Source organism: Microbacterium sp. UMB0228 (genome assembly GCF_002871415.1).
Classification (GTDB): Bacteria; Actinomycetota; Actinomycetes; order Actinomycetales; family Microbacteriaceae; genus Microbacterium.
Map to the genome: position 1 here is coordinate 631,390 of NZ_PNFU01000002.1, position 21,356 is coordinate 652,745.

Sequence of the window (21,356 nt, forward strand, 5' to 3'; positions counted from 1 at the left end):
GCGGCTAAGCCACGTCGCTCAGTAACTGATTCACCCGGCTCCGGCTGACGCCGAGCGCCTCCTGGAGCTCCTTGATGGGCGTGCCAGCTGCGCGAAGCGCCTTGCACACCGCCGCTCGCTTGGCGAGCAGCTCGGCGTGCTCGGCCTCGTTCGCCTGCCGAGATCACCGCGGTTGGAATGTGGGGTGTTGCGGGGATCACGATTGCCAATGGGGCGGACAATATCTCTTTGTACACGCCGATCTTCCGCACCACCGCACCCGGCGACGTCGCCGTCATGATCGTCGTGTTCCTCGTTCTCGTCGCCGTCTGGTGCGCCGCTGGACGGCTGATCGGCACCAACAAGGCTGTCACTGAGGGGCTGGAACGCGTCGAGCACTGGCTCGTCCCGGCCGTGTTCATCGGTCTGGGTCTGTTCATCCTGATCGAATCCGGCGTCATCGTTCGTCTGATTGAGGTCCTCGCATGACGTCGCCCGAGGCAGAAGCTCGCCCGTCCGCTCCGCGGAAATTGTCGCCGGCACAGCGCTGGCAACTCACTGGCGGAGCGCTGCTGATCGCCGCGGTTGTTGTTCTGATCGATCAGGGAACGAAAATGTGGGCGGAAGCAAGCCTCACCGAACGCGAGCGCATCCCCCTGATCGGGCGGCCTGGCTGGTTGCAACTTGCTTACAACCCCGGAGCGGCATTCTCCTTCGGGGAGGGCTACACCTGGGTCTTCGCGCTACTCGCCGTCGCCGCCACCATCGCAGCGATCGTATTCGCACTCCGAGTTCAGCGCCCAGGTTGGGCGATCATCGTCGGCGCGCTCGGCGGAGCTGCAGCATCACACGCAGGCGATCGTCTCTTTCGGGGCCTGGATTCGCCCGCGGACATGTCGTGGACTTCCTCGCCTATGGGAACTGGTTCATCGGGAACATCGCCGACATCGTGATCTTCGCAGCGGCGATCGCGGCGCACTCCTAGTCTCGGCGACCTTCTGCGGCAGCGACTGGACCAGCCCTCCGACGCGCGTGACCTCCGCGGCTTTGGCCGCTTCGTTGCTTTTGACTCGTTGGAAATCGTCCCAACCGAGATAGGACGCCGCGTACGGGGCGGACACGCCGGAGGTGATGCCGAAGCTGGCGAGAGCAACGGCGCTGAGGGCGCGATGTCCGAGCGCCCCGCGCCGGCTGATGCGCAGCTTCCAGAAGGAGTCGCGTTCAGCGGGGGTGGGCGCGCACCCGCAGTCCTCGGATGATGCAGCTGCTTCGTTCGCGATGTGGGCGTTCACGCTTTCCCTTCTTTCAGTCGCATGGATAACGTGTTCGCGCGTCCATCGTCTCCTGGGGGGCTGCCGCTTCCGTGGCACCTCGCCACATGTGACTGATTCGCGCTGGGTATGGTCGGCGCGTAACTGCGTCGTCGCTGCGACCCGATGGCCGGGGTCCGTACATCAGTCATGGCGCTGATCCTTCTTTCGGCGCAACTGTCGTGCGACGAGAGCTGTGGCGATGACGCCAACTCCGACCACGCCTACGGCGATGATGAGGGGAATCGCGATGGCTGTGGTTTCGTCCTGGGGTGGGGATGTCGGTGCCGACGACGGCTCTGAGTTTTCCGTTTCACCGCTCGTTGTGGGGGTAGGCGACGGAGTCGACTTACCGGGTTGAGCGCGGGACTCTTCATTTCCGCATGCTGGTTTGTCCCACCCGAATTCGGGGTCCACGCCTGTCGGTGCGTAGGTGAACGTGTAGCTCTCGGAGATGGGGTGCCCATCGCTGGAGACCGCGTTCCAGAGGACGGTGTAGACACCAGGTTTTCCGAGTCTCACCGGAGTGGTGAGGACGTTGCGGTCGATAGTCGAGCACGCGCTCTCGTAGTACAGACCATCGGGGCCTTGGACCTGCGCGAAGCTGGCCTGGCTGAAGTCGATGAGCTCTCCGCTGAAGGTGAGGGCGACGGCGTCGAGCTGTGTCACCGTCTCTTCCGGCGCGGGTACCGCGTCGAGGAGGTTATCGTGCGCCATGGCCGCGGGTGCGGGGGCGACGATGATGCTCAAGGCAATCAGGGTCATGATGCTGCCGGCGAGCCAGGTCGGGCGTCGGGTCGAGGTCACCGCGATGCGTCCTTTCGGGAGGTGTGCGTGGGGAGGGTAACTGAGTTTGTGCGCTGGGGGCGCAGCACCGAGGCTGCGATCAGGGCCGCGAGCAAAGCCGCGATTCCGACGATGATGATTCCTCCGACGCGCTGGTCCTGGAGCGGGGTGGATCCCCAGCTCCGTCCCATGGCGCCGAACCACTCGGCGACGATGAGGTCTGTTCGGGTGATGGTGGCGATGCCGATGAACACCGTCGTCAGAGTCAGAGTGATGAGTGCGGTGAAGGTCCACCGCCGAGATCGCCCGGGAGCGGGCACGGCGCCATTGCGCCGGAAGAGCGAACTGACGAAGAGGCACCCGATAACGAGGAGGTGCGTGATCATCCATTCGCTTCCGAGTTGGTCGTAAAGCGACCATCGGAAGAGGTCCGAGTATGTGATCAGCCACATCGTGGCGGTGAACAGTATGGCGGTGATGATGGGGTTGAGCGCCAGCCGAATTGTTCGGCTGGCGGCAACCCACAGAAGCCATTCGAGAGCTCCGCGGCTGTCGTCGTCCCGAGGATGTATGACGGTGAGTGCGAGCACGAGGGGCGCAGCGGAAACGAGAAGTACCGGTATGACGAGGCCGAGAAGTGCGAAAGAGAGGAAACGCATACTGATCAGAGGTTCGTCGTACACAGCGAGCGGGCCACTGGTGGTCCACACGAGCGCGCCCATCCCGATCACCCAGCCGATGGTGCGCCGCATCGGCCAAGGCTGCCCGAGACGTCTCATGCGCTCCACCCCGGCAAGGTAGAAGAACACCGCGAAACCTCCCACAATCACCCACAGCAGATCAATGCTCCACGCCGTGAACCATCGCTCCGTCGTGAATTCTGGCGGGACTGGGGCGTCGGTGAGGATCTCCGCGGCCGTGGTCTGAGGAATCGTGATCGTGTCCGCGGGTGCGGCTGTTCGGGCAAGGGCCGCGGCGGCGCCGCTTGCGATACCCATGAATGCCAGCTCGACGCACACGAACATCCAGAAGGTGTTGCGGCCCTCGCCCGCTTTTGCGATGAGTCGACCGCGGTAGGCGGCTCCGAGGATGCCCATCACCACCAGCGCGAGGATCTTTGCGAGCAGGATCAGCCCATACGGCGTGACGAGGTCGTCCCATCGTCCGAGGGCAGTGAGCGCCCGGGCATACCCCGATACGGCGACGACGACGAAGGCGATGAGTGCCAACGTCGAGTACCGTCGGAGTATGTCCTCGAGGGTGGACGATGGAAGGCCCGGACGGATCACGATGAGCAATGTGAGCCCGCCGAGCCACACCGCCGCCGAAACGATATGCAGGGTGAGAGACATGACTGCCGCGTCGTGGTTGGCCAGTTCCCCGGAGTGCCCCTGAGTGGACATCGGAATCAGGCTGATGATCGCGAGCATCGTTGTGACGAGCACGGCACCGTAGCCGCGCACCGCGAATGCGAGCACGGTCACGACCGACGCGAAGATGGCGGTGATGAGCCAAGATCTTCCAAGCTCGGTGTCGAGGAGGAAACGGCCCAGTTGTGCGCCGAACTCTGCCTCCAGGCTCACCTTCGGGTTGAACGAGGACAGGAAGGTGAGGAAGGTGACCGTCCCGCTCGCGACGGTAAGAATTGCGGCACCCGCCGAGGCAAGATTGAGCGCGGTGAGGAAGGGCTTCGTGCCGGATGCGAGAGCGAACAGAGCGAACACGAGTGGTCCTACCATTGCAGCGCCAGAGAGGTTGACGAGTAGTTTCGCGACCGGGAGGCCCCAGCGAACCACCGCGCCGGGGTCGCTGGTCAGCCTCGGTGCAGCTCCTCCGCCGATCACCAGCCCGATGACGACGGCGACGATTGCAGAGACGACGAAAATCGTCAGCCCGGCGACGCGGAGAATAGGAGGCGTCACGGTGTCGCTCCCTCCGTCGAAGAGGTTTCTTCGTCAGGGTCTTTCGTGATCGGTTCTGTGCACGCATCGTTCTTCGGAAGCTGCTGAATCGCTCCGGCAAGTGCTTGGAGAACGGCGTCGGCCGACAACGTCGTCGTGTCCACATACACTTGCGCTGCGGGCTCCCGCCCGTAGGTCGTCAACCGTAGATTTGGTGTCTCCGCTTCGTCCACGATCCAATCGACGCCCCCCAAACTCACACATTGCAGCGTGGTGGGAGCCGGTGAGTCCAGCCCGCAGGTGAGCAGCACGCTGGTGGGACTTCCCCATGCGCCAGTGGCTTGCGCGTCCGTCCACACCCGCGCCTGATCACCGATAGAGTCGGGTAGCCGGGCCGTGACCTCCGCGCACAACGGATCGTTCGCTTTCGGAGCCGCCTCGAGATGCACGGTGGGAGCGCACCCGCTGAGCAGAAGCAGCGCGCCGAACGCCGCACCAAGCGAGAGCGATTTTGTCTTCACAGCGTGTTCCCTTCGTGAAAACGGAAATCCTCGCCCGCTCGCTGCTGACGAGTAGCGGTGGTGACGAGCAGCATCAATACGGTTCCCATGCTCAACGCCCACCCGATCCACGGCATAAGAACCACCGCTGGCGTGGTCCCGGTATAGAGGGGCACTTCGGTGACGTTTGCGCCTTGCGTGTTCACCGCGAGCTCTGCAAGTGGGGTCCCATCAGGGCGGATGACCTGGCTCGTGCCGGTCGTCGACACGTTCACGATGCTTCTTCCGGTTTCGATGGCGCGCATACGCGCAATAGCGAGCTGCTGGAGGTTCTCATCTGTGCCTCTGAAGTCGGCGTTGTTCGTCTGGAACACGTACAGTTGTGCGCCCTTCGCCGCGCTGTCCTCAATGACGTTGTCGTAGATGACGTCGAAACAGATCGCCAGACCGACGGGAACACCGCCGACGTTCACGAGGGGCGTGTTTGAGCCAGGCGTGTACTCGCGCTGAATGAGTCCGATGAGGTCAGGAGCGATGGCCTCGTAGAACCAACGGTCCGGGACGTATTCGCCGAAAGGCACGGGGTTGGCTTTGTCGTGGATCTGCTGCGGTCCGGCGCTCGTCCACAGGATCGACGTATTGAAAGTATCGTCGCCGCGCACGGTCGCCGCATTCACCAACACCGGAGCGCCGGCGTCTGCTACGAGTCGGTCAAGCCGGTCGGTGACGTCTGCATCCTGGAAAGGATCCGCGTCGACTGCGCCTTCTGGCCAGACGAGAAGATCCATCCCCCGACCGAGGAGAGGAGCTGTCGCCCCTTCCTGAGCCCGCATGATGTCGCCGGGTGCTTTGGTGTCGAAGTAGCCGCTTGGTCCGTTTCCTTGCACCCATCCGACACGTATGGCACCTGCCTGCGTAGTGGGGAACAGGGGGGCGAGCGCGGTGGCAGTGAGAGCGAGAACTGCGACTGCTCCCGGTCGCCGTCGTCGATGAGCGAGTGCGTCCAAGCTGCTCGCGCAGATGAGGACCGTCAGGAAGGAGAGCCCGGTAGTTCCCACCCAGGAGGCGGCTTCCGCGAACGGGCTTTGAGTAAGGGTGAATCCGATCCGCGCCCAGGGGAACCCCGTGTAAGGGAAAGTTCCCATCACGGTTTCGCGCAGCACCCACACGCCTGCGATGAGCGCAGGCGTGATCATGGAATATCCGCACCGCGAGCGGCTGGTCATCACCCTATATGCGAGCGCAATCAGCATCCCACCGGCACCAAAGAGCAGCGATTCCAGTCCGGCCAACGCCACCCAGGGGATGGGGCCGAGAAATCGTGAGACCCAGACGAGGTGGGTGAAATAGAACGCGGCCCCGTAGACGAGGGCAACCAAGAACGCCGCGGGTAGCGAACGCCCGCGCAGTGTCCACAGGCCGATCGTCACACTCGCAAAGGCCACAGGCCACCAGCCGAGCTCCGGGTACGCAAGATCCAGCGCGGCGCCGGCGATAGCGGACGCGACTATCGCAACGGGCAACGGTACTGCCGTCGACATGGTGCGTGGATCGAACCCGATGTGACGACTACACCTCCTGCGGGAGGCGATTGGGCGCCTCACGACTGCATCAACGTTGAGGGTCATCAGAGTTCAGTTTGCTGAGGTAGGAGTTATACGCGTCGAGCTCTGAGTTCCCATGCAGATCGACGTACCGGTCTGCAGCAGCAGCAGCGGCCGTGTCGCTGCGGAACCAGCGGTGCATCACGTACACCAGCATCAGCACCGTGGGCGCTTCGCCATACGACCAAGCCAGCGCGCCGGCAAGCTGTTGATCTTCGAGGGGGTCGACGCCCAGGGCCTCCGTGGGTGCGACGAACGAACCGACCAGGATCGTGCTGGCCATCATGAGAAACACTCCGAAAAACGCGTGGAGTGCGGCTTCGGCGAACACATCGAGTGCCCGCGCTCCGTGACCCAACCTCACCGGGAGTGGATCCGAAGACAGGATCGGAATGGTGAACAGCACGCCGGCGAGGAGGAACGCCAACTCGAGCATGACGTGGCCGGCAGGCAGGGCGAGGATGACGTCCGCCGAGCCCGCGAGGTAGAGGCCGTAGAAGGCGAACAGGTAGAGGGGAACCGTGCACCACGGGCTGAGCAACCACCTGGCGGCGCGACTCCGAAGACCGGTATGCGCTGCCGTGAGGATCATCCGGCCGGCTCCACGGTGCGGTGTCGCTCGGAGGAGAAGAGTGCCCGGCGAGCCCAGAACCAGCAACGGCGGCACCGTCATCATCAGGGTCAGCTGCTGGAACATGAACACAGAGACAAGGACTTCTCCGTACGCCTCTACCCCAAGGCCAGTGACTGCCGCCAGGAGAACACATCCGAGAAGAAAGCTGACGGTCCGCCAGACGGACCAGCGCCGACCATGCATCCATAGGCGGACCGCTCCGACGAGATAGAGGGCCGCAAGGACTCCGGCGATGACGGGCAACACAGGAATGGTCAGATCCGCCGGCGCGAGCAAGGACTGCAGCGTTGGCGGAGTGTCGGGGATCGCGCCGCTCACAAGCATGGTGTTGACGCGAGGTTCCCGCAGATCATTTCCGGATCACCTTGATCGTCGCCCCCGCCGCCAGGAAGACCACAGCGGCGACGGGCTGAGCTATCTCCCACACGACACCGGAGAAGGGGAAGGGCATCACCGGATTCCAGAGCACAGCCACCGCGACGAAGATCGGTACCCACCACCAATGACGGGCCTGCACGGCGAACCATGCGATGATCAGCCCGAAAATCGACGCAACAAACAGGACGAGTGGCGCCCAGCCCGCCTGGACGAGCAAAGGCGCGAGAAACAGGATGGCGGCAGCGACGAGGCTGGGGGCGAGAGCATTGCGCTGATAGGTGGAGGGAACACGTTGTTTGGGGCTCATGGGCGGGCCATCTCTTCGGCTGGTGCGGGATCTGTGGATTCGGGGCGAGAAGGCGAGGAGTGTCGGCGACTGGCGCGCAGACCCGCGATCACAAGGAACACGGCGCCGATACCCAGGGCGACATCGGCCAGATTTCCGATGAAGAGGTTTCCGTAGGCGAGGAAGTCGGTGACGTGTCCGATTCCGAACGACGGGGGAGAGAAGAGGCGATCGATGAGGTTGCCGATCGCGCCTCCCACGATGAAACCGAAGCCGACTGCTGACCATGCGTTTTGGGTTCGCGTAGCGGCTCCCACGAGCAGAGTGGTCGCGATGACGCCGACGACAGTGATGACCCAGGTCGCATCTTCGCCCAACGAGAAGATCGCCCCCGGGTTGAACGCCAATTGAAGACCGAGCCAATCGCCGACCAGGGGTATGCGCTGATCCTGGCTCAATGAGCTCAGAGCGAGGGCCTTGGTTCCCTGATCGACCAAAGTGACGATCGCGGCGATGATCAACACCACGGCGAACCTTCGTGCCCGGTCACGCATCGTGACCCCCCTCCCCAGCCGCCGTATCTCTAGAAGCCTGGGCACGGTCTTGCTGGTGGCGCCGGCGTCCGGCCAGAATCACTCCGACGACGCCGAACCCGAGAATCACTGCCAGGCCGCCGACGAAGAACACGGGCAGCATCTCGGACTCTGCTCCGCCTGATGGTGTGCCACCGTATGTCTGCCTGGCAGGAGCGGGCTCTGGCTCCTCCGTAGTGTTGTCGGATTCTTCCGGGCTGGGACTGGGATTGGGGCTCGGCGTTGCGGGTGGCGCGGTTTTCGTACTCGGTCCGGGCTGTCCGACGGTGTACGAGAACTGCCCGCTGATCGGATGCCCGTCCCCAGAGACTGTCTTCCAGCGCACTGTGAACAGACCATCGGCGGCTTCCGGGGAGAGATGCTGAGTGATCGATTGACCGCTCACCGTCGGCGAATCGACAGCAACGTCTTCTCCGCCTTCATCAAGGACCTCGATGATCGTCGTGCCGGCCTCGTTGTTGAGGGTTCCCGTGAACATCAGTGAGATCTCATCAGGCGAGCCGCTGATGGTCGAGTCGGCAACGGGGTACGACGAGTCGAAGTTGTCGTCAGCGACAGCGACCGTCGGGGTGGCGACGACGACTGCTCCTGACAACAGCACGGCGGATAAGACAATGGCGGTGCGTCTGGGGAGGTTCTTATGCATGGGTGTCGTGCTCTCCGGGATGCGATTCGGGTTCGATCTGGAAAGTGGAGTGCTCGATGCTGACGGCGAAGTGCTCGCTGACGCACTCCTGAAGAGTTGTCAGCAACGCCGCGGAGGTCTCCATGGTGACGGTGTCGTCGACCACGACGTGGGCACTGAGGGTGGGGAGGTCCGTTGAGACCTGAGTCGCGTGCAGATCATGCACCGCGACCACGTGCGGAAGGGCAAGGATGTGGCGGCGGACATCGTCCAGATCGAGACCCGGGGGTGTCGATTCCAACAGCACACGTCCGGATGCTCGCAACAGGATGAGCGTGCGAGGGATGATGAGCAGGGCGATCAAGATACCGGCGACGGCATCGGCCTGATACCAGCCGAAAGCGGCGATGAGGATCGCGCTGGCGATCACGCCTACGGAGCCGAGGGCGTCGTTGACGACCTCGAGGAATGCGGCGCGCATGTTGAGATTGCGTCCGCGGCCGCTGAACAGGACGAGCATGGATGCGATGTTGGCGACCAGGCCGACGATACCGAAGAACAGCAGGCTTCCTGACGCGATCTCTGGGGGTTCGAAGAGCCGCCGTATACCTTCGACGAGCGCGAAGATGCCGACCCCGAGGAGCAGCGCTGCTTGGGCGAGTGCTCCGAGAACCTCGGTCCTTTGCAGGCCAAAGGTGTACTTGGGGGTGGGAGGGCGATTCATGAGATGCGCCGCGGTGACGGCCATAGCCAACCCGGTGACATCGGTGAGCATGTGCGCCGCATCGACGAGTAGTGCGAGGCTGCCGGTGATGATCGCCCCGATCACCTCGATGACGAAGACCGAGGAGGTGATCGCGAAAGCGATGATCAGACGATTGCGGGGAGTGGCGTCACCCACTCCGTGCGAGTGCCCTGCTTCTGTCATGGTGATCCTTTCAGGGGCGGTCGATGATGTTGGGGGCGACGATGGCAGCATCACTCCATGCCCCCGGAATCGTGTCTGCGCCGGTTCGGGAGTACTTCGGGATGCCGACCGTGAACAGTCCGGGAATATGCGTGTTGGCTTGTGTCCGAGCACCGGTGGGTTCCGGGGCGGGTAGCCACTTGTCGCCGGGTTCGTAGCCGGTAGCGAGGATCATGGAGTGCGGCTGCATCGTCGACTCATCGGCAAATGTCACGACGGCTCCGTCGGCCTCCACGACGGGGGGCGCGTGGCTCACGCCGGCCAGAGCGGTGGGCGCGGGGCCGGAACGAATCGAGTGGTTGCGGCGCAGCCTCGGCCAGATGGACCATCGCGCTGACGGCCGCGGTCGTTCTGTTCGGGTGGATAGAGTGACATCTCGCGAGTGAGCGAGTTCTTCGGCGATCTGTACGCCGCTGAACCCTCCGCCGACCACCAACACGGTCCCCGAAGGGATCTGGCCCGGGTGTAGGTACTGACTGGAATGTAGAACCGTTCCGGGTGCCGACAGATTCTGGCGCCAGGTAGGGACTCGGGGCACTGCCGCAGATCCTGTGGCACAGACAACGTTTCGCGTTTGCACGTCCCCGATGGACGTCGAAAGGTGCAACGTGGATCCGTCTCCGCGGCGTTCCACCTCGAGAGCGCGAACGCCCCAGAGAGGTTTCACGCCGAGCGTCTTCTCTACAGAAGCCAGGTAGTCGCTCATCTCGCGACCGCCTGGATGACGGCGATTGTCCCCGGGAAAGGGGAACCCGGGGAGAGTGCTGTTGCGAGCATCGCTGAGAAGCCTCATCGAGTGCCAACGGGTTGCCCAGCTTCGTTGACCGGTCGGCGCGGAATCGATGATGACGAAGTCTTTCTGTGCCTCCAGCCCATAGGACGACAGCGCGGACGCCATCGCCAATCCAGATTGGCCGGCCCCGACGATAATCGCTCGGCGATGCGATAACGAACGCACCATCACTGCGTCCCGTTCACCGCAGCTTCGATGCCGTCCTCGAGGTCCGTCCACTTCTCCAATACGACCTGCTCCCCGTCGATGAAGAACGTCGGAGTGCTGCTGACGCCGAGTCGCTCGCCCTCATCAACGTCGAACTCCACTCGTTGTGCGGTCGCCGGATCCGCGACCGCTTCATCGAAAGCAGCCATATCCAACCCGAGCTCCACAGCGAAACCCCGGAACAGGTTCGCACGCGACTCCTGAGCCTCACCCCACTGGGCCTGTGTTTGGAACAAGCGGTGGTACATGTCTTCCAGCCGTCCCTGCTGGGCCGCCGCTTCTGCCGCGATCGCAGCGTTCTTCGAGTTGAAGTGGCCAGGCAACGGGAAATACCGGATGACGTAGGTGATCTCCCCATCAAACTTCTCACGAAGGTCCTCGACCAGCGGGTAGAAGGCGCCACACGCCTCGCACTCAAAATCGAGGAACTCGACCACGGTGACCGCTGCGTCGCCGCCATCGTCGAGCACATGTGAATTCTCTCGCACCACCTGAGGGCCGTCGTTGCCTTCTGTCTCGGGCGCGGAGGCCCGATTCTCACTGAGAAGGACGTACACCAGCGCGACGACAAGGAGGACAACGACGAGACCCACCGTGACGAGGATCGCCTTTTGAGACGCTTTCATTTCTCTCCAACCACAACACAGCACAACGAACGTGAACCCCACCGAATGTGAAGCGCCATCGTGAGATGGCTGATCGATGTCAGGTGCGCGACAGAGAGAGTTGCGTGAGGGAAAGAGTTCGTGCAAACGGGCGGTCGGGTGCGGCCCTCATCTCGGGCATGCGCGGAAGTCGCTCGCGATTTCCGTTCGGCACGCGATTTACGAAGGCTCGAGCGACGATGAGGATCAGGAAGGAGCAGACGAGGCCAAACACGCACCCTGTAAGGCCGATCAGTGCGTTCGCGGAGGCGCCGTCTATCAGGAGCCGTTCCGATGAGGCGCCACCAGAACCATGCGTCGACGAGCCAACCGCACCATAGCTCGTAAGCTCGGTTTCCATCGATGCAGTCGAGGTAGCAGTGAGATATGGAGAGGCGTCCGCGTCGCGATGACCACCGGACCATGCTCCGACAATCAAGAGCAGGGCCAACCCAAGGCCTGTAATGATCTTCGTTATCAGGAGCTTGTCAACAGACGCCGCCTGGTTACGAGACCGGCCAGACGTGATCATTTCACGAGGATGTTACCAGCCTCGACAATCAAACCGTACGGGTACGCACCCTCGTGGACGAGGCCTCCTGGACTAGTACCTACTAGGGCCCTCCATGACTGACACCACCACCAAGCGCTCCGTCCTCTTCGTCGGTGTCCACAACGCCGGACGCTCGCAGATGGCGGCCGGATGTCTCCGCGACATCGCAGGCGACCGCGTCGAGGTCCGCTCGGCGGGATCCATGCCCGCCGAGCGGTCCAACCCGACTGCTGACGAGGCGATGGGCGTGCTCGGAATCGACAGCACAGCCGAGCAGCCCAAAAGTGCTGACAACCGAAGCCGTGCAGGCGTCTGACGTCGTCATCAGTATGGGATGCGGCGAGGCCTGTCCGTTCTTTCTTGGCAAGCGCTACGAGGACTGGAAGCTGGACGACCCAGCGCGCCAGGGTATCGACGCCGTCCGTTCGAACTGCGACGACATCCGCGCACGCATCGAACAACTCGAGAGTGAACTCACCTGATCTCGTGGGCGGGATGGCAATCCGGTGGTGCATCGTCAGGAATGTGTCACCGCAAAGCGCGTAGAGAATCCGACGCCGTCCCCGTCCGAGTGACATCTAGCGTCATCTCACCGCGCTTCCGACATTATCGCGGCCGATGCACTCGTTCTCAATGGGGTGTCCGACTGAACGGACATCCGGACGGGTGCAGCGGGGGGCTCCAGCGCACAAGACGCAGAACCTCTGATGTTTATCTGATGTACTCTGGTCTCATGAGCACCGCGACTTTCACCGATCTCCTCCGTAAGCCGAAGGATGTCCTTGCCCACATCGACGAGGGCCAGGTGCGTATCACTCGTCGGGATGGCGATGACCTGGTGATCCTTCGTGGCCACGACCTCGACACGCTCGAGCTTGGCGTGAAGCTCTCCAGTGAACTGCTCCGCGCTATCGGGCGGAACAGGGGCGATGTCGGCGCTGCGCTGCGGGAGCTCTTCGCGTGGACGAGTGAGTTCGATGAGGGCGAGCTGGCCACTTACGCGAGCGAAATTGAGCGGCTGGTTTACTCCGCCAGCGAGTTGGGCACGTTTGAACGCCTGCTGCGTGCTCAGCACGAGTGGCGGGAGACTGCTGCGGCTTACGCCATGGGTGCGCGGCCGGCTAAGCCGATCGATCTGACGGAGACGTCTGCGCGGGTCGAGCGCCCGTAATGGCGGGAAGGCGGGGATCGTCGGTTCCGCGACCGACAAGGGTCAGCGAGTACGAGATCGTCTTCGGCGACGTCGCGGCGGAGCGCGGGTGGCGCGACCTTCGCGCGACCGCGAAGAACGCCCTCGCGGATGCCTGGGACTACCTGACCGCTCACCCGACGCGGTTCGACAGCTCGCGCTGCTACCAGCTGAAGGGCAACCTATCTACAGCGGTGGTGGGCGGGAGGACCCTGCCCGTCTGGCAGTACAAGGTCACGGACGGCGCGAGGCTTCGCTACGCGGTCGACGCTCCCCAGCCGAAGGGCAAGAAGCCGGGACGGGTGATACTCATCGAGGCATCCCCGTCGCATCCGAACGACACGGACTCGTCGAAGAACTTCCGGTAGGCGCGATCCTGAGTGAAGCTCGGCACGTTCCAGGAGGTGGTGGACAAGGCGCCACGCCTCGATGCAGTGTCCAGTGGAGTCGCCATCGCTATAGTTCAGTGTCCCGTGTATAGTCATCGTGTGCTGACTATTGCTTCTCGTCTTGATGTGATGAACCGGCTGGGTCGGGCGATGGCCGACCCGACGCGTTCGAGGATCCTGCTGTCGCTGCTGGATGCCCCGGGTTATCCGGCCGAGCTCGCCCGTGATCTTGAACTGAGCCGCACGAACGTGTCGAACCATCTCACCTGTCTTCGGGGCTGTGGACTGGTGATCGCGACGCCGGAGGGTCGTCGCACGCGGTACGAGATCGCAGATCCGCACCTGACGGTGGGCCTGCGGCATCTTCTCGACGCGGTTGTGGCGGTCGATGAAGGCGTGCCGTGCGTTGACGAGAAGTGCGAGTGCTGCGCATGAGCGCGGAGTGCTGCGGCGACGACGAGCCGCGGAAGACAGGCACCATCCACCGCGTCGAGTTGTCGCTACCGCAGGGGGGAGACGGCTGCTGCGGCCCAGAGGTCGTGCAGGCGGCGGCGGGCGTATCTGCTCATGATGACGGCGATGCGTGCTGCGGCCCCGCCCTGCCACCAGCCGCCGGCGCCGATCACGAGTTCGAGGTGCGTCCACCGTGGTGGCGGGACATCGCTCTACTGCCGTCGGCGCTGTCCGGTGTGTTCCTACTCGCCGGGTACGCGTTCGAGTGGACGGGCCTGGAGATTGCCGCACTGGTGCTGCAGTGGGCAGCTCTGCTCGCTGGCGCGTACACGTTCGTTCCCGGTGCGATCCGGCGCGTGATCCGTGGCCGGCTCGGTGTCGGTCTGCTGATGACGATCGCTGCTGTCGGCGCCGTCCTGCTCGGGCACGTCGGTGAAGCAGCGACCCTGGCGTTCCTGTTCTCCCTCGCTGAGGCGCTGGAGGACCGAGCGATGGACCGCGCTAAGGAGGGCCTGCGCGCACTGCTGTCACTGATCCCGGAGACGGTGCGCGTCTCACGGCTCAGTGGCGACATCACGGTCCCTGCTGCCGATGTGCGCGAGCTCGACATCCTCGTCGTCGGAGCGGGCGAGCGTGTGGCGACCGACGGTGTCGTCGTCGAGGGACGCTCCAGCCTGGACACATCGGCGATCACCGGGGAGTCCATCCCGGTCGAGGTCGGGCCCGGCGACGTGGTCGCGGCAGGTTCGGTGAACGGGTCGGCGACGTTGCGGATCGAGGCGACCGCGGATGGCCGCGACAACTCCCTCACGCAGATCGTCTCGCTGGTGGAGCAGGCCCACGCCCGCAAGGGCGATCGGGCACGACTAGCGGATCGGATCGCGCGCCCGCTGGTTCCCGTCGTCCTGATCGCCGCGGCGCTCGTCGCGCTGTTCGGCTTCGTCGTCGGTGACCCCTGGACCTGGATCGAGCGGGCACTGGTGGTCCTGGTCGCGGCGTCCCCGTGCGCGCTGGCGATCGCGGTGCCGGTCACCGTGATCAGCGCCATCGGCTCCGCGTCGAAGTTCGGCGTGGTGATCAAGTCCGGGGAGGCGTTCGAGCAGCTCGGCACGATCCGCGCCGTCGCGCTGGACAAGACCGGGACGCTCACCCGCAACGAACCCGCGGTGGTCGACGTCCGACCCGCCGACGGGACCAATCGCGACGACCTGCTCGCCTGGGCTGCCGCCATCGAGGCGACCAGCACGCACCCCTTGGCCGCCGCGATCACCGCGGCATCCCCGAAGGCGCTGTCCGCCATCGATGTCGTGGAAGAAGCCGGCCACGGCATCGCCGGCCGCGTCGACGGCACACTCATCCGCGTCGGGAACGCGCGCTGGCTTGACCCGGCCGTGCTCAGCACCGCCGCCGAAGGGATGGCTGCGGAGGGCATGACCGTGGTCGTCGTCGAAGCCGACGGCGCTGTCGCCGGGCTCATCGGCATCCGTGACGAACTGCGCCCGGAGTCGGCCGAGACCGTGCGGATGCTCCACAGTCAGGGCATCGAGACCGTCATGCTCACCGGCGACAACGAACGCACCGCCCGCGCCATCGCCGCCCAGGCAGGCATCGACGATGTGCGGGCCGAGCAGCTGCCCGCCGACAAGGCCCACGCGATCGAATCCCTGACCACCGTCCGCCCGACGGCCATGGTCGGGGACGGCATCAACGACGCCCCAGCACTAGCGACCGCCACGGTCGGCATCGCCATGGGACTGAAAGGTTCGGCGGCCGCCATTGAGTCCGCCGATGTCGCGTTCACCGGCCACGACCTCCGCCTCATCCCCGGCGCGCTCGCGCACGCGCGCCGCGGGCGACGCATCATGACCGCGAACATCGCCCTGGCCCTCGCCATCATCATCGTGCTCTTCCCGCTGGCGCTGTTCGGCGTTCTCGGTCTGGCCGGTGTCGTCCTGGTACACGAGATCGCCGAGGTCGTCGTCATCCTCAACGGCGTCCGTGCAGCCCGACGCCCCGCTGCTCTCCGAGAGCTAGCGCCGGCACCCGAGCCCGCACGCGCCTGACCAACCCTGCGGTGATATCGCCGTCCGAGCTGGAGCCATCCTTCGTGAAGACCCCCGTCAAAGTCAGCCTCATCACCGGTGCCGTCGTTATCGTCCTCGTGATCGCAGCTCTGGTCGTGGTCATGCTGACCCGGCCCGCTGCTCCCGACCCTTCCGGCTCGGCGGGCGCACTGCCCGGCGCCCGGACTGACTCGCACGTCCTGGACGACGCCGGCCCGGATGCGCCGACGCTGGTGGAGTTTCTCGACTTCGAGTGCGAAGCCTGCGGAGCGTTCTACCCGGTGGTCGAACAGATCCGCGCCGACTATGAGGGCGAGATCAACTACGTCGTGCGGTACTTCCCATTGCCCGGACACTTCAACTCCATGAACGCCGCCCTCGCCGCCGAAGCGGCAGCTCAACAGGGCAAGTTCGAGGAGATGTACGCTCGCCTGTTCGAGACCCAGGCTCAGAGGGGCGAGCAGCAGACCTCTCACACCCAGTTGTTCCGGACGTTCGCCGAAGACCTAGGCCTCGACATGGACTCGTACGACGAAGCAATCGCCGACCCCGCCACCAAGGAAAGAGTCGAAGCAGACCGCAACGACGGCCAGTATCTCAACGTCAGTGGCACGCCGACCTTCTTCCTCGACGGCGAGAAGCTCGAGCTCACCCAGCTCAGGGACCTCACGGATGCCCTCGACGAGGCCGTCGCTCGCTGACACTATCGAGCGTGCGCGAGGCCCGCCTCAGCGGACAGACTTTGAATCAGAGGATTTCGTCGACCAACCTCTCGATGCGTGCCCGGATCTCGTCTCGGATCGGGCGAACAGCCTCGATGCCCTGACCGGCAGGATCGTCGAGCTTCCAATCCTCGTAGCGCTTGCCAGGGAAGAACGGGCAGGCGTCGCCGCATCCCATGGTGATCACGACGTCGGAGGCCTGCACGGCTTCGGTGGTGAGGATCTTGGGCTGCTCGGCGGTGATGTCGATGCCCAGTTCCTTCATCGCTTCCACGGCGATGGGGTTGATCTGGTCGGCCGGCATGGAGCCGGCGGAGCGGACCTCGATGCGGTCGCCGGCGATGTCGCGGAGGAACCCGGCAGCCATCTGGGAGCGGCCGGCGTTGTGCACGCAGACGAAGAGGACGGAGGGCTTGGTGGTGTCGGTCATGAGGGCTCCTGTGGGTGGTGGTCAGTGCGTGAGCTCATCGACGAGGGCGCGGACGCGGTCCTCGATGTCGTCGCGGATGGCTTCGACGCCCTCGCGGGATGCGAGGGCAGGGTCGCCGACGGCCCAGTCGTCGTAGCGGACGCCGGGGATGATCGGGCAGACGTCGCCGCAGCCCATCGTGATCACCACGTCGGCGGCACGGACGGCATCGTCGGTGAGGGGCTTGGGGAAGCGTTCGGCGGCCAGGTCGCCTTCGATCTCGGCGAGGATCGAGCGGACGTGCGGATGGATGACGTCCGCGGGAGCAGATCCTGCCGAGCGGGCGACAACCCTGCCGGCGGCGAGCTTGTTGACAAGCGCGGCAGCGAGCTGCGAACGCCCCGCATTGGCCACGCAGACGAACAACACCTGGGGTACAGCGGAGTCGCGGTCGCGCGTGAGGTCGGCGAGTCGCTGACGTGCGAAGCGTTCGGTGAGCGGGACAAGCGCTCCCGTGACTATTGCCGTGCGGGCGAGTGACGTGTACGACTCACGAACGATGCCCAGCACGGTCTCCGGGGCGAGCTCGGGGACCTCGGCGGCGAGCTCATCGGCGAGGTGGGTGATCCGCGCATCGAACTCGGGGTGGCCGGCGCGGCCTTCGGCGTCGCCGTCTTCGCCGGGCGCCGTCATGGTCGCAGGCGCGAAGGAGTCCAGCAGAGCGGTGACGGCGCCCCGGCGGCTGGGGTTGATGCGGTACCAGACCCAGGTGCCGCGCCGTTCGGAGGTGAGCACGTCGACGCCCTTGAGGACCTTCAGATGGTGCGACACGGTGGGCTGTGAGACGTGTGCGAGCTCGGCGAGATCGCACACGCAGGACTCGCCTCGCGGATCGGAAGCGATCGCGGAGAGCATGCGCAGGCGCAGCGGATCCGACAGAGCCTTTAAGGTCGCGGCGACGGTGGACGCCGCCTCGTGGCCGATGGCGTGGGTAGCGACCGGGCTGCAGCTGTCGACGGCGTCGGTGAGCGTGACGTTCATGAGGTGATCCTTTCGCCGGTGTAGGGATCGGTGTGGAACCAAGCGCGCGCCGCCCAGAGGGAGACGTAGACGAGTCCAACGAGGACGGGCACCTCGATGAGAGGGCCGACGACGCCCGCCAGAGCCTGCCCGGAGGCGGCGCCGAAGGTGCCGATGGCGACGGCGATGGCGAGTTCGAAGTTGTTCCCGGCCGCGGTGAAGGCCAGCGTGGTGGAGCGGGCGTAGTTCAGGCCCAGGCTCTTGCCGAGCAGGAGCCCTGCGAACCACATCAGCCCGAAGTAGACCAGCAGTGGCAGCGCGATCCGCGCGACGTCCAGCGGGTTGGCCAGGACCGCATCGCCCTGCAGCGCGAACAGCAGCACGATGGTGAACAGCAGCCCGTACAGCGCCCAGGGGCCGATCACGGGGAGGAACTTCTCCTCGTACCAGGCGCGGCCGCGACGCTTCTCGCCGATCCAGCGGGAAGCGAAGCCGGCGACGAGTGGCACGCCGAGGAAGACCAGCACGTTCAGGGCGATCTGCCAGACCGAGATCTCCAACCCCTGAGTGTCCAGACCCAGCCAGCCGGGCAGGACGGTGAGGTAGAACCAGCCCAGCAGTGAGAAGGCGACCACCTGGAAGACAGAGTTGATCGCGACGAGTACGGCGGTCGCTTCCCGATCGCCGCAGGCGAGGTCGTTCCAGATGACGACCATCGCGATGCAGCGGGCGAGACCGACGATGATCAGCCCCGTGCGGTACTCGGGCAGATCTGGCAGGAAGATCCAGGCGAGGGCGAACATGACCGCAGGGCCGACGAGCCAGTTCAGCACCAGCGAAGACACGAGGAGCTTCTTGTCGCCGGTGACGGCCGCGATCTTGTCGTAGCGGACCTTCGCGAGCACCGGGTACATCATCACCAGCAGCCCGAGCCCGATGGGCACCGAGATGCCGCCGACCTCGAGGTGGCCGAGCAGGTCCGACAGAGCGGGGACGAATCGGCCGAGGAGAAGTCCTGCGACCATGGCGAGCCCGATCCACAGTGGCAGCCACTTGTCGAGGGTGGACAGACGCCGGACGGCGGCGGGAGCGGAAGCTGCGGTTGCGGTGGTCATGCGAGCAGCGCCTCGATCTTCTCGGCGATGACGGGCTTCGGGTGCGCGCCGATGAGGATGTCCGTGCCGGTGCCGTCGCGGAAGAAGCCGAGGGTGGGGATCGACGTGACGCCAGCGGCGGTCACGGTCTCGGGATTCCGATCCGCATCGACCTTGACGATCTTCACTCGTCCGTCGTACTCGGCGGCGAGCTGCTCAAGAAGCGGAGCGACCTGGCGGCACGGACCGCACCAGGTGGCCCAGATGTCGACGACGACAGGGATGTCGGAGTCGAGAACTTCGTCCTCGAACGTGGCGTCGGTGACGGCGGTGAGCGTGCTCATGCGAAGACCTCCTCGGCCTCGATCGGAGCGGCCGGGTCGTTCTCGAGGTTCGAGAGGTAGTGCTGGGCGTCCTGAGCGGCGGCGCAGCCGGTGCCGGCGGCGGTGATCGCCTGCCGGTAGGTGTGATCGACCAGATCGCCGGCCGCGAACACCCCGGGGATGTTCGTGCGGGTGGAAGGATGATCCACTCGGACGAACCCGCCTGCGTCGGTGACGACCTGTCCTGTGACCAACTCCGAGCGGGGGTCGTGGCCGATCGCGACGAAGACACCGGTCGCCGCCAGCTCGCGCTCGGTGCCGGTGACGGTGTCACGGAGGGTGACGGATTCGAGCTTCTCGTCGCCGTTCAGCCGGGCGATCTCGCTGTTCCATGCCACCTCGATCTTCGGGTGGTCAAGCACGCGCTGCGCCATGATCTTCGAAGCGCGGACCTCGCCGCGACGGTGCACGACGGTCACCTTGCATGCGAAACGGGTGAGAAACAGGGCCTCCTCCATCGCGGAGTCCCCGCCGCCGACGACGACGATCTCCTGCTCGCGGAAGAAGAACCCATCGCAGGTGGCGCACCAGGACACGCCTCGGCCGGTGAGTCGCTCCTCATCCGGCAACCCGAGCTTGCGATAGGCGGAGCCCATGGTGAGGATCACCGCACGCGCACGGAACGTCTCACCCGCGCCAGTCACGATGGCCTTGATCGGTCCGTCGAGGTCGACGCTGACTGCGTCGTCGAGGAGGATGCGGGCGCCGAACCGCTCGGCCTGCTGACGCATCGACTCCATCAACTCCGGTCCGTTGACGGCGTCGACGAACCCAGGGAAGTTCTCCACCTCGGTCGTCGTCATCAGCGCACCACCGGTGGTCACCGAACCGGCGATAACGACCGGGGCGAGGTTTGCCCGGGCCGCGTAGATCGCGGCGGTGAAGCCTGCGGGGCCCGATCCGATGATGACCAGCTCAATCTGTTGATTCGACATGAATCTATATTGACATTCTTCAAAGTAAGGCGCAATCGGCGGCGAGACAGTTCACGGACACTGCACCTGGATGCCAAGAAGCGACCTCCCAATCGGGAAGTCGCCCTCTCGTGGGTCGGTCAGACTGCGCCGACGGGCCTTGCGCCGATCTGCGCAGTACGGATGGCGTGCCGCAGCAGCTGGCACCCTCGGCGTCGAAGCCGCCGGCACCGCCGCAGACCCCGGTGTCGGGAAGGACGAGCTCGTTGCGCTCCGCAGCCTCGTGATCTCCGGCAAGGTGAGCTGCGACGCTGCGGACCTGCTCCTAGCCCGTGAGCGCCAGGAAGGTGGGGGCGCGGCCATAAGACTTCGCACCGACGATGAACAGGTCCTTCTCGGGCTGCGCGAGCTGGCGTGCGCCGGTGGCTCCGACGGAGCCGCAGGAGTGGATGTTCGGGTCGATCTCCGAGGCGATGCTGGCCACGGCGTCGAGCACTGGCGAGGATACGGCCATCGCAGCCGTCCTGGTCGACCGTGTGCACAACGAATGGCTGGCCCTTGCGGCCGCTGTCTACGTCTTTGTCGCGCCCCTGCCGCGCGATTCCCGTCACCGTTGTGCCGTAGAGGACGCGGTCACCCAGCACATCGACGAGTGGGGTGAGGTACTCACTCACCCACTCCGCCCCCGTCGGGTAGCCGTTTGCCGGCGCCGTCCCGGTCGGCTCGAGCAGGCGACGCGCTGCAGTGTCGGTGAGCTCCGGCCAGCCTGAGAAGAGGCGTGCATGACCCCACTCGGACACGGCAGCACCAGCGGAGGAGCCACGCTCGACGACCACGTCATCGACGCCACGTTCGGTTAGATGGCTCTTCGGACATCCGGTGGGGGGGGTGCCCCTATGTCCTCTGTCAAGCGGCGAGGGCGGGTTCGGCTGGTCGCGGTTGGTAGAGGGTGCCGTCGCG

At 65.0% G+C, this 21,356-nt stretch carries 26 protein-coding genes and 1 pseudogene; 8 read left to right on the forward strand and 19 right to left on the reverse strand.

Annotation, left to right across the window (positions count from 1 at the left end):
* Window positions 1–177 precede the first annotated feature (177 nt).
* A complete protein-coding gene (locus CJ226_RS07055; RefSeq protein WP_257996549.1) occupies window positions 178–468 on the forward strand; it encodes a cadmium resistance transporter in 291 nt (96 codons plus the stop codon).
* Entirely contained in the window at window positions 465–932 is a 468-nt protein-coding gene (locus CJ226_RS07060) for a signal peptidase II (RefSeq protein ID WP_231868230.1), read from the forward strand. Before CJ226_RS07055 ends, CJ226_RS07060 begins: the two co-directional genes overlap by 4 nt.
* On the opposite strand, the gene CJ226_RS18290 is transcribed toward CJ226_RS07060, so the two are convergent.
* The 13 genes from CJ226_RS18290 to CJ226_RS18295 all read right to left on the reverse strand — a co-directional run bounded on the left by CJ226_RS18290 (window position 906) and on the right by CJ226_RS18295 (window position 11,739).
* Window positions 906–1,271 carry a hypothetical protein gene (locus CJ226_RS18290; protein ID WP_183152932.1) on the reverse strand — a complete coding sequence of 122 codons (366 nt, stop codon included), beginning with the start codon at window positions 1,269–1,271 and terminating at the stop codon, window positions 906–908. The two genes, CJ226_RS07060 and CJ226_RS18290, sit on opposite strands and share 27 nt — an antisense overlap.
* A gap of 162 nt (window positions 1,272–1,433) precedes the next feature.
* Complete coding sequence (locus CJ226_RS07065) at window positions 1,434–2,096, reverse strand: copper resistance CopC family protein (RefSeq protein WP_051667920.1); 663 nt, start codon at window positions 2,094–2,096, stop codon at window positions 1,434–1,436.
* A complete protein-coding gene (locus CJ226_RS07070) occupies window positions 2,093–3,997 on the reverse strand; it encodes a cytochrome c oxidase assembly protein (protein ID WP_062635481.1) in 1,905 nt (634 codons plus the stop codon). Before CJ226_RS07070 ends, CJ226_RS07065 begins: the two co-directional genes overlap by 4 nt.
* Window positions 3,994–4,497, reverse strand: coding sequence for a DUF3515 family protein (locus CJ226_RS07075; protein WP_036331304.1), 504 nt, complete (start codon window positions 4,495–4,497; stop codon window positions 3,994–3,996). The genes CJ226_RS07070 and CJ226_RS07075 overlap by 4 nt, the downstream gene beginning before the upstream one ends.
* The gene (lnt, locus tag CJ226_RS07080; RefSeq protein WP_051667918.1) at window positions 4,494–6,017 is read right to left on the reverse strand and encodes an apolipoprotein N-acyltransferase; all 1,524 of its coding nucleotides are present in this window, start codon (window positions 6,015–6,017) and stop codon (window positions 4,494–4,496) included. Before lnt ends, CJ226_RS07075 begins: the two co-directional genes overlap by 4 nt.
* A gap of 70 nt (window positions 6,018–6,087) precedes the next feature.
* A complete protein-coding gene (locus CJ226_RS07085) occupies window positions 6,088–7,038 on the reverse strand; it encodes a cytochrome c oxidase assembly protein (protein WP_029266234.1) in 951 nt (316 codons plus the stop codon).
* A gap of 25 nt (window positions 7,039–7,063) precedes the next feature.
* A complete protein-coding gene (locus CJ226_RS07090; protein ID WP_029266233.1) occupies window positions 7,064–7,399 on the reverse strand; it encodes a DUF6804 family protein in 336 nt (111 codons plus the stop codon).
* On the reverse strand, window positions 7,396–7,905 hold the full coding sequence (locus tag CJ226_RS07095; protein WP_231868231.1) for a signal peptidase II: 510 nt from the start codon (window positions 7,903–7,905) through the stop codon (window positions 7,396–7,398). Before CJ226_RS07095 ends, CJ226_RS07090 begins: the two co-directional genes overlap by 4 nt.
* A gap of 19 nt (window positions 7,906–7,924) precedes the next feature.
* Window positions 7,925–8,617, reverse strand: a complete 693-nt coding sequence (locus CJ226_RS07100) for a copper resistance CopC family protein (RefSeq protein ID WP_029266231.1) — start codon at window positions 8,615–8,617, stop codon at window positions 7,925–7,927.
* Window positions 8,610–9,524 (reverse strand): cation diffusion facilitator family transporter, encoded by a 915-nt coding sequence (locus CJ226_RS07105; RefSeq protein ID WP_029266230.1) that lies wholly within the window; start codon window positions 9,522–9,524, stop codon window positions 8,610–8,612. The genes CJ226_RS07100 and CJ226_RS07105 overlap by 8 nt, the downstream gene beginning before the upstream one ends.
* Before the next feature lie 10 nt (window positions 9,525–9,534).
* Window positions 9,535–10,524 carry an NAD(P)/FAD-dependent oxidoreductase gene (locus CJ226_RS07110; protein ID WP_029266228.1) on the reverse strand — a complete coding sequence of 330 codons (990 nt, stop codon included), beginning with the start codon at window positions 10,522–10,524 and terminating at the stop codon, window positions 9,535–9,537.
* On the reverse strand, window positions 10,524–11,189 hold the full coding sequence (locus tag CJ226_RS07115) for a thioredoxin domain-containing protein (protein ID WP_029266226.1): 666 nt from the start codon (window positions 11,187–11,189) through the stop codon (window positions 10,524–10,526). Before CJ226_RS07115 ends, CJ226_RS07110 begins: the two co-directional genes overlap by 1 nt.
* 79 nt (window positions 11,190–11,268) lie before the next feature.
* Window positions 11,269–11,739, reverse strand: a complete 471-nt coding sequence (locus tag CJ226_RS18295) for a hypothetical protein (protein ID WP_136025418.1) — start codon at window positions 11,737–11,739, stop codon at window positions 11,269–11,271.
* 94 nt (window positions 11,740–11,833) lie between these two features.
* On the opposite strand from CJ226_RS18295, the pseudogene CJ226_RS07120 reads away from it, so the two are divergent.
* From CJ226_RS07120 to CJ226_RS07145, 6 genes and pseudogenes are all read left to right on the forward strand, one after another.
* A pseudogene (locus CJ226_RS07120) lies at window positions 11,834–12,242 on the forward strand (heat-shock protein HtpX).
* A 251-nt stretch (window positions 12,243–12,493) separates the two neighbouring features.
* Window positions 12,494–12,931, forward strand: coding sequence for a hypothetical protein (locus tag CJ226_RS07125; protein WP_136025417.1), 438 nt, complete (start codon window positions 12,494–12,496; stop codon window positions 12,929–12,931).
* Window positions 12,931–13,317 carry a hypothetical protein gene (locus CJ226_RS07130; RefSeq protein WP_029266222.1) on the forward strand — a complete coding sequence of 129 codons (387 nt, stop codon included), beginning with the start codon at window positions 12,931–12,933 and terminating at the stop codon, window positions 13,315–13,317. Before CJ226_RS07125 ends, CJ226_RS07130 begins: the two co-directional genes overlap by 1 nt.
* Before the next feature lie 120 nt (window positions 13,318–13,437).
* Window positions 13,438–13,773 (forward strand): helix-turn-helix transcriptional regulator, encoded by a 336-nt coding sequence (locus CJ226_RS07135; RefSeq protein WP_029266220.1) that lies wholly within the window; start codon window positions 13,438–13,440, stop codon window positions 13,771–13,773.
* The gene (locus CJ226_RS07140) at window positions 13,770–15,854 is read left to right on the forward strand and encodes a cation-translocating P-type ATPase (protein ID WP_231479865.1); all 2,085 of its coding nucleotides are present in this window, start codon (window positions 13,770–13,772) and stop codon (window positions 15,852–15,854) included. The genes CJ226_RS07135 and CJ226_RS07140 overlap by 4 nt, the downstream gene beginning before the upstream one ends.
* Before the next feature lie 44 nt (window positions 15,855–15,898).
* Window positions 15,899–16,555: a thioredoxin domain-containing protein gene (locus tag CJ226_RS07145; protein ID WP_029266216.1), complete on the forward strand. Its 657-nt coding sequence runs from the start codon at window positions 15,899–15,901 to the stop codon at window positions 16,553–16,555.
* 46 nt (window positions 16,556–16,601) lie between these two features.
* On the opposite strand, the gene CJ226_RS07150 is transcribed toward CJ226_RS07145, so the two are convergent.
* The 6 genes from CJ226_RS07150 to CJ226_RS18645 form a co-directional block, all read right to left on the reverse strand.
* A complete protein-coding gene (locus CJ226_RS07150) occupies window positions 16,602–17,006 on the reverse strand; it encodes an arsenate reductase ArsC (RefSeq protein WP_029266214.1) in 405 nt (134 codons plus the stop codon).
* A gap of 21 nt (window positions 17,007–17,027) precedes the next feature.
* Window positions 17,028–18,026, reverse strand: coding sequence for a metalloregulator ArsR/SmtB family transcription factor (locus CJ226_RS07155; protein ID WP_029266212.1), 999 nt, complete (start codon window positions 18,024–18,026; stop codon window positions 17,028–17,030).
* On the reverse strand, window positions 18,023–19,120 hold the full coding sequence (gene arsB, locus CJ226_RS07160) for an ACR3 family arsenite efflux transporter (RefSeq protein ID WP_029266210.1): 1,098 nt from the start codon (window positions 19,118–19,120) through the stop codon (window positions 18,023–18,025). The genes CJ226_RS07155 and arsB overlap by 4 nt, the downstream gene beginning before the upstream one ends.
* The gene (gene trxA, locus CJ226_RS07165; protein WP_029266209.1) at window positions 19,117–19,443 is read right to left on the reverse strand and encodes a thioredoxin; all 327 of its coding nucleotides are present in this window, start codon (window positions 19,441–19,443) and stop codon (window positions 19,117–19,119) included. Before trxA ends, arsB begins: the two co-directional genes overlap by 4 nt.
* On the reverse strand, window positions 19,440–20,417 hold the full coding sequence (gene trxB, locus CJ226_RS07170) for a thioredoxin-disulfide reductase (protein WP_029266208.1): 978 nt from the start codon (window positions 20,415–20,417) through the stop codon (window positions 19,440–19,442). Before trxB ends, trxA begins: the two co-directional genes overlap by 4 nt.
* A gap of 304 nt (window positions 20,418–20,721) precedes the next feature.
* The gene (locus tag CJ226_RS18645) at window positions 20,722–20,910 is read right to left on the reverse strand and encodes a hypothetical protein (protein ID WP_371511042.1); all 189 of its coding nucleotides are present in this window, start codon (window positions 20,908–20,910) and stop codon (window positions 20,722–20,724) included.
* Between the last annotated feature and the right edge of the window lie 446 nt (window positions 20,911–21,356).

Bases quoted from the DNA above. Each gene is read 5' to 3' on its own strand.
- CJ226_RS07055 (WP_257996549.1), top strand. From the start codon at position 178: ATGTGGGGTGTTGCGGGGATCACGATTGCCAATGGGGCGGACAATATC.
- CJ226_RS07060 (WP_231868230.1), top strand. From the start codon at position 465: ATGACGTCGCCCGAGGCAGAAGCTCGCCCGTCCGCTCCGCGGAAATTG.
- lnt (WP_051667918.1), bottom strand. From the start codon at position 6,017: ATGTCGACGGCAGTACCGTTGCCCGTTGCGATAGTCGCGTCCGCTATC.
- CJ226_RS07085 (WP_029266234.1), bottom strand. From the start codon at position 7,038: ATGCTTGTGAGCGGCGCGATCCCCGACACTCCGCCAACGCTGCAGTCC.
- CJ226_RS07090 (WP_029266233.1), bottom strand. From the start codon at position 7,399: ATGAGCCCCAAACAACGTGTTCCCTCCACCTATCAGCGCAATGCTCTC.
- CJ226_RS07100 (WP_029266231.1), bottom strand. From the start codon at position 8,617: ATGCATAAGAACCTCCCCAGACGCACCGCCATTGTCTTATCCGCCGTG.
- CJ226_RS07105 (WP_029266230.1), bottom strand. From the start codon at position 9,524: ATGACAGAAGCAGGGCACTCGCACGGAGTGGGTGACGCCACTCCCCGC.
- CJ226_RS07110 (WP_029266228.1), bottom strand. From the start codon at position 10,524: ATGGTGCGTTCGTTATCGCATCGCCGAGCGATTATCGTCGGGGCCGGC.
- CJ226_RS07115 (WP_029266226.1), bottom strand. From the start codon at position 11,189: ATGAAAGCGTCTCAAAAGGCGATCCTCGTCACGGTGGGTCTCGTCGTT.
- CJ226_RS18295 (WP_136025418.1), bottom strand. From the start codon at position 11,739: ATGATCACGTCTGGCCGGTCTCGTAACCAGGCGGCGTCTGTTGACAAG.
- CJ226_RS07125 (WP_136025417.1), top strand. From the start codon at position 12,494: ATGAGCACCGCGACTTTCACCGATCTCCTCCGTAAGCCGAAGGATGTC.
- CJ226_RS07130 (WP_029266222.1), top strand. From the start codon at position 12,931: ATGGCGGGAAGGCGGGGATCGTCGGTTCCGCGACCGACAAGGGTCAGC.
- CJ226_RS07140 (WP_231479865.1), top strand. From the start codon at position 13,770: ATGAGCGCGGAGTGCTGCGGCGACGACGAGCCGCGGAAGACAGGCACC.
- CJ226_RS07150 (WP_029266214.1), bottom strand. From the start codon at position 17,006: ATGACCGACACCACCAAGCCCTCCGTCCTCTTCGTCTGCGTGCACAAC.
- CJ226_RS07155 (WP_029266212.1), bottom strand. From the start codon at position 18,026: ATGAACGTCACGCTCACCGACGCCGTCGACAGCTGCAGCCCGGTCGCT.
- arsB (WP_029266210.1), bottom strand. From the start codon at position 19,120: ATGACCACCGCAACCGCAGCTTCCGCTCCCGCCGCCGTCCGGCGTCTG.
- trxA (WP_029266209.1), bottom strand. From the start codon at position 19,443: ATGAGCACGCTCACCGCCGTCACCGACGCCACGTTCGAGGACGAAGTT.
- trxB (WP_029266208.1), bottom strand. From the start codon at position 20,417: ATGTCGAATCAACAGATTGAGCTGGTCATCATCGGATCGGGCCCCGCA.
- CJ226_RS18645 (WP_371511042.1), bottom strand. From the start codon at position 20,910: ATGGCCGTATCCTCGCCAGTGCTCGACGCCGTGGCCAGCATCGCCTCG.